At 72.8% G+C, this 5,632-nt stretch carries 5 protein-coding genes; 1 reads left to right on the forward strand and 4 read right to left on the reverse strand.

Features of this window, described 5'->3' with window-relative positions; genetic code table 11:
* The 4 genes from LLG88_00400 to LLG88_00415 all read right to left on the reverse strand — a co-directional run.
* The coding region (locus LLG88_00400; protein ID MCE5245373.1) for an NADH-quinone oxidoreductase subunit D at positions 1 to 558 on the reverse strand (558 nt) is incomplete at its 3' end.
* A 16-nt stretch (positions 559 to 574) separates the two neighbouring features.
* On the reverse strand, positions 575 to 1,069 hold the full coding sequence (locus LLG88_00405; GenBank protein MCE5245374.1) for an NADH-quinone oxidoreductase subunit C: 495 nt from the start codon (positions 1,067 to 1,069) through the stop codon (positions 575 to 577).
* Between the two features lie 2 nt (positions 1,070 to 1,071).
* Positions 1,072 to 1,446: an NADH-quinone oxidoreductase subunit A gene (locus LLG88_00410; GenBank protein MCE5245375.1), complete on the reverse strand. Its 375-nt coding sequence runs from the start codon at positions 1,444 to 1,446 to the stop codon at positions 1,072 to 1,074.
* Positions 1,447 to 1,824: 378 nt separating this feature from the next.
* The gene (locus tag LLG88_00415; GenBank protein ID MCE5245376.1) at positions 1,825 to 3,450 is read right to left on the reverse strand and encodes a TolC family protein; all 1,626 of its coding nucleotides are present in this window, start codon (positions 3,448 to 3,450) and stop codon (positions 1,825 to 1,827) included.
* Between the two features lie 583 nt (positions 3,451 to 4,033).
* Here LLG88_00415 and LLG88_00420 point away from each other — a divergent pair.
* Positions 4,034 to 5,473, forward strand: a complete 1,440-nt coding sequence (locus LLG88_00420; GenBank protein ID MCE5245377.1) for a glycosyltransferase family 2 protein — start codon at positions 4,034 to 4,036, stop codon at positions 5,471 to 5,473.
* The last annotated feature ends 159 nt before the right edge of the window (positions 5,474 to 5,632 follow it).

Genomic DNA, 5,632 nt, shown 5'->3' on the forward strand with positions numbered 1-5,632 from the left:
CTGCTTGTTCCAGGCGGCGAGCTTCTCCGGCCAACCCTCCGGCACGTCGCGCGACATCCCGCCGATCCGCACGGTGGAGGTCGTCATGCGGGCGCCGGTGAGCTGCTCGAAGAGGTCGTAGAGGTACTCGCGCTGCTGGAACGTGTAGAAGAAGACGGTCGCCGCGCCGCGGTCGAGGGCGTGCGTGCCGAGCCAGAGCAGGTGGGCGGAAATGCGCGCCATCTCGCAGAGGATCACGCGCATCGCGCGGGCGCGCGGCGGGATCTCCAGCCCAAGCAGCTTCTCCACCGCGAGGACGTAGGCGACGTTGTTCGAGACCGGCGCGAGGTAGTCCATCCGGTCGGTCCAAGTCACGAACTGCTGCCACGTCTTGTTCTCGGCGATCTTCTCGAAGCCGCGGTGGAGGTAGCCGAGGTCCGGCTTGCAGGAGACGACCGTCTCGCCGTCGAGCTCGAGCACGAGGCGCAGCACGCCGTGGGTCGAGGGATGGCTCGGCCCCATGTTGATCGTGATCGTCTCGATCGCGCCGCGTTCCGCGGCCGCGCGCTGCTCGCTCATCCGTCCGTCCTCGCCGTCATCCCTTGAGCGGGAACTCCTTGCGCAGCGGGTGCCCCTCGAAACCGTCGGGGAGGAGGATCCGCCGCAGGTCGGGGTGCCCTTCGAAGACGACCCCGAACATGTCGAAGCACTCCCGCTCCAGCCAGCCCGCGGCCGGCCAGAGCGCCGCGGCGCTGCGCACCCGCGGCGGGTCGGCGACCCGCGTCTTGATCCTCAGGCGCGCGTTGCGCGGGAAGGAGTAGAGCAGATGGACGACGTCGAACGGGGCCTCGGCCCGCGCGGGCCAGTGGACCGCCGTGACGTCGGTCAGCATGTCGAACGTCAGCTCCGGGTCGTCGCGCAGGAAGGCCAGCGTCTCGAGCAGCGCGTCGGCGCGGACGACGAGCGTCCGCTCGCCGCGGAACTCCTCGACCGCCACGAGCGCCTCGGGAAGCGCCTCGCGCAGCCGCTCCTCGGCCGCCCCTTGGTCCCACCCGGTCGTGCACCAGGTCTTGCCGCCCGCTTCGGCCATCGTCAGCGCTCCCAGTCGAGCGCGCCGCGGCCCCAGACGTAGACGTAGCCGGCGGCCAGGACGCCGAGGAAGACGAGCATCGAGCCGAGGACGAACCCCGCGTTGCCGGCGCGCGCCCGGTCCTTGAGCGCCGCGGCCCACGGATAGAGGAACGCCGCCTCGACGTCGAAGAGGATGAAGAGCATCGCGATCACGTAGAACTTGGTCGAGAAGGGGCGGCGGGCCGATTCGAACGGCTTGGCCCCGCACTCGTAGGGCGTGACGTCGGTCGTCCGGCGCTTCGGCCGTCCGGCCCACGCGGAGAGGACGACGATCGACGTCGGCACGGCCACGGCGAACAGGACGAGGACCAGCAGCGCGAAGGAGTTTTGGCTCATCCGGGGCCTCGTGCGGCGCGCGGGCGCCCCGCGGCGCCCCGGCGCGGCCGGGTCTGGCGATGCTAACAACCCGCCGTGGGCCGTGCAATCTATTGTCGCGCGCCGGAAGCGCGGCGACGCGTCGCCGGTCCGCGACGTCAGGGATGCTTGATGTACCGCCGATCGCGCGCGCCGCCAGACGAAAATTGCGGCCCGGCGCGTCGGGCGACGCCGGCGCCGCTCGGCGAGGCGCGGGGCGGAACGAATACGGGCGCCCGGCGGCGGAGCGCGCGCCCCGAGCAGTTCAGTTCCGCGCGGCGCGCCGAAGAACGAAAAAGGGCGCCCGGCGGGCGCCCCTTCTCGCGGATCGCGCGGCGCGGCGCGCCGCCTCGACCCGAGTCACATCTTGACGCCGCGGTCCTCGAGCAGCGTGCCGCGCACGCGGGCGAGGTGGACGAGCGCCGTGGCGTAGTCGGTGATCGCGCTGATCTCGGACGACTCCGCGGTCCGCAGGTCGGTCTGGTAGGTCAGGACCTGGAAGGCCGTGGAGAGGCCGTTCTCGTACTTCTTCTGCTCCGCGTCGAGCTTCTTCTTCTGCAGCTCGACGTTGGCGCGGGTCGTGGCGACCCGGCGCGCGGCGCTTTCGAGGTCGCGCGCGGCCTTCCGCACTTCGACGCGGATCGACTGCTTGGTCGCCTCGAGCGCGAGGTTGCTCTGGTCCACGGCGAGGCGGGCCCGCGCGTAGGCCGACTTGGAGGCGCGGTTGCCGAGCGGGATGGCGTAGGTCGCGCCGACGGTCCAGTTGTTGTAGTCGCGCGTCGGGAGCTGCTTGAAGGCGCCCCAGCGCCCTTCGTCGTCCACCTCGAAGTGGGTCGTGTCGGTCGCGGAGTCGTAGACCGGCGTGAAGCGGGTGTTCGTGCCGGAGAGGGAGAGCGTGGCGTTCACCGAGAGGTTCGCCTTGGTCTGGTTGGCGCGGTACCGCTCGTTGAGTTCGCTGTTGTGCACGGCCAACTCGGCGCCGGCGATCTCGCTCCGCTTCTCGAGCGCCGTCTTGATCGCCGCGTCCACGTCCACCTTCGCCGGGGCAAAGGACGGCTGGTCCACCGGCTCGTACGGCTGGCTCCATTCGGGCGAGTTGGGGTCGATGCGCAGCAGCGCGCGCAGCGTGTCCTCGGAGGTGCGGAGCGCGTTCTCGGCGACGATCACCGCTTCCTCGCGGCTCGCGACCTCGGCCTCGGCGGTCGTGATCTCGATCGGGGCGAGGGTGCCGACGTCCACGCGGATCTTCGTCTGGCGCAGGAAGTCCTTGGCCAGGTCGAGCGACGCGCCGGCGACTTCGAGCTGCCGGCGGGCGCCGACCATCGTCCAGTAGGCCGATTCGACCTGCTCGACGATCGACTCGACCTTCACCCGGACCTGCAGCTCCGACATCTTCTGGTTGTTGGCGGCCGTCTTGATCGCCGTCTCGTTGATCTCGAGGCCGTAGTTGCGGAGCAGCGACTGCGAGAAGGTCAGCGCGAGGTTGGTGTCGATCGAGGTCGGGAGGAGGTTCTTCCCGTAGACCTGCTGCCCCGAGCCCATGAAGTACGAGCTGGTCTGGTCGCTGTAGGAGAACGTGGCCCCGTAGCTGCCGCCGAGGCGGGTCGCCTTGGTGACCTCGGCCTGCCCCTGCCAGGTCGTGGCGCGGGTCGGCTGGAGCACCGAGCTGGCGACCGACGAGTTGCGGCCGAGGCTCGACGAGGCGCTGAACTGCGGATCGAACGCCGCGTCGGCTTCCGTGACGAGCTGGGCCTGCGTCTGCGGATCGATCTTGGCCACGGCGATGTCGAGGTTGCGCTCGATCGCCTGCGCCACGGCGTCGCGCAGCGCAAGCTTGAGCGCCCCGGCCGGCGCGGCGGTCGGCGCCGTCTGGGCGGCCGGCGCGGCCTGGGCGGCCGGCGCGGCCGGCGCCGGGGCCGGCGGCGCGGCGAACGCGGCCGCGGGAGCGGCCAGCAGGCAAAGCACGACGGAGGTCTTCATCGTCATTCGTCTCCTCCCGCGGCCCCCCGAGGGCCCGCGGAGTCCGGCGCCCGCCCTGCGGGTCCGGCGGGGCGTCTTCGGCCCCTCTCCCATGGACGTCGCGAACCGGGGCGGCGTCACCCCCTTCGTTCGCCGGGGCGCGGCCATCTTCGTCTTCGGGGCGGCGCGCGGCGAGCCTCTTGGCCGCGCGGCGCCTGACGAGGCGAGGGGAACATAGCACCAAGGGACGATCCTCCGGGCGCCGGCCCGGCGGACGGTCGCCCGCTCCGCCTCAGCGGCGACGTCGGGGGTCCGACAGGTCAAAGACCGGTCCAGCGCGGCGCGCTCGGATCCGTGGCCGCCTCAGCGGCGGCGTCGAGGGCCCGACAGGTCAAAGACCTCGTGCGGGGCGCGCGCCGGCGCGCCGCCCGGGGATCGGCGGCGGCGTCAACGGTCCGACAGGGCGCCGACGGCGGAACGGCGCTCGGCGCGGCGGCCGCGGCCCGCGGGACGTCCGCAGCCGTTCCGCGGGCCTTCGCGGGCGTGCACGGATCTTGCATCACCGGCCCCTGGATCCCCGCGCCCCGCGCGGCGGACAAGGGTGCCCGGAATGCTCAACGAGTTGGCGTCGTGCGGAACGATGGTCGTCGTGGCCCGGACCGTGGCCGAGCCGGAGGGGGCAGCGGAGCGGATCCGCGCGCTGGCCGGGCTCTGGAGCGGGCCGATCTCGCTGATCCTGCTCGACGCGGACTCGGTCGAGGCGGCGGAGAGGCTGCCCGAGGGGATCGAGGTCCTGGCCGCCGGCGGCGAGGTGGCCGACGCGCTGCGCAGCGGACACGGCGCGGCGCTGGCCGAGGCCGCCGCGTCGGCGCTGCTCGGCGCCGCCGCGCGCCGCGCGCCGCTCGACCGCGTGCTGTTCGTCGCCTGCCGCGAGACGCTGCGGCTCCTCCCCGCCTTCGCCGCCGCGTCGTTCCCGCGGCCGATCGAGGTCGAGCTGCTGCCGTCGGCCGGCACGCCGGACGCCGACTTCCTCTGGGAGAACGCCGACGGCGTGGTGATCGCCGACGACTCCCGCCTCTACCCGCTCGCGTCGAGCCGGCCGGCGCTGCCGGTGCGGGTCGTGCCGACCGGGGACGACATCGAGGCGCGCCGCGCGCAGTTGGCGTGGCCGACGCTCGGCGGCGAGCCGCGCACGTCGGTCGTCGTGCCGGTGCGCGGACAGGCCGCGCTGGTGCAGCGGATGGTCGAGTCGGTCCTCGACCGCACGTCGGGACTGGTCGAGCTGATCCTCGTGGACGACGCCTCGCCGAACGGCACGTTCGGCAAGCTGGAGCGGCTGGCCGACCGCGAGCGGCTGATCCGGCTCGTCGGGCACAAGGAGCAGCGCGGGTTCGCCGCGACCTGCAACCACGGGCTGGCGATGGCCCGCGGCGAGTCGGTGCTGATCCTCAACGCCGACACGGTGGTGACCGAGGGGTGGGCGGCGCGGCTGCACCACCACGTCGAGATGCAGCCGCGGGCCGGCGTCGCCGGGCCGCTCTCCAACCGCGTCGCCGGACTGCAGCAGCTCGCGCCGGTGGACTACGACGAGCGGACGCTGCTCGGGCTGGCGCCGTACAGCGAGCGGATCGGGCGGGTCAACGCGGGGAAGGCGCGCGGCGTGGTGCGGCTGACCGGGCTCTGCCTCGCCTTCTCGAGGCCGGCGCTGCGGCGGATCGGCGGCTTCGACGCGCGGTTCTTCCCCGGCAACTACGAGGACGACGACTACTGCATGCGTCTGCTCGCCGGCGGCCTCGTGCCGTATCTCGCGGACGACGTGTTCATTCACCACGAGGGCTCGAAGAGCTTCGCGTTGGAGCCGACGTCGTACCGCGCGCTGCTCGAGGCGAACTGGGGGCGGTTCAAGGAGAAATGGGGGCTGCCGGACGACCGGCCGATCGAGCGCTCCTATTCGCCGGAGGAGCTGCCGCTGGGGCGCTACGACCGCGCCGTGCATTTCGTGGCGCCGTGGCTGGCCTTGGAGCCGGCCGCCGCGGCGACGGGCGCGTAACCCACCACGGGGTCTGCGGAGAAACGCCAAGGCCCGCGTTTCAAGGGGCGTCGTTTGCGTTTGCGGGCTAAGAACCCGCGCGCTCGGCTGCGTCGTCGGTCGGCGGCCGAGGGGGGGCCGGCGAACCCTAGAACTCAAGGGTATCGCCGGCCCCCCCTC

It is taken from the genome of bacterium (assembly GCA_021372775.1).
Classification (GTDB): Bacteria; Acidobacteriota; Polarisedimenticolia; order J045; family J045; genus JAJFTU01.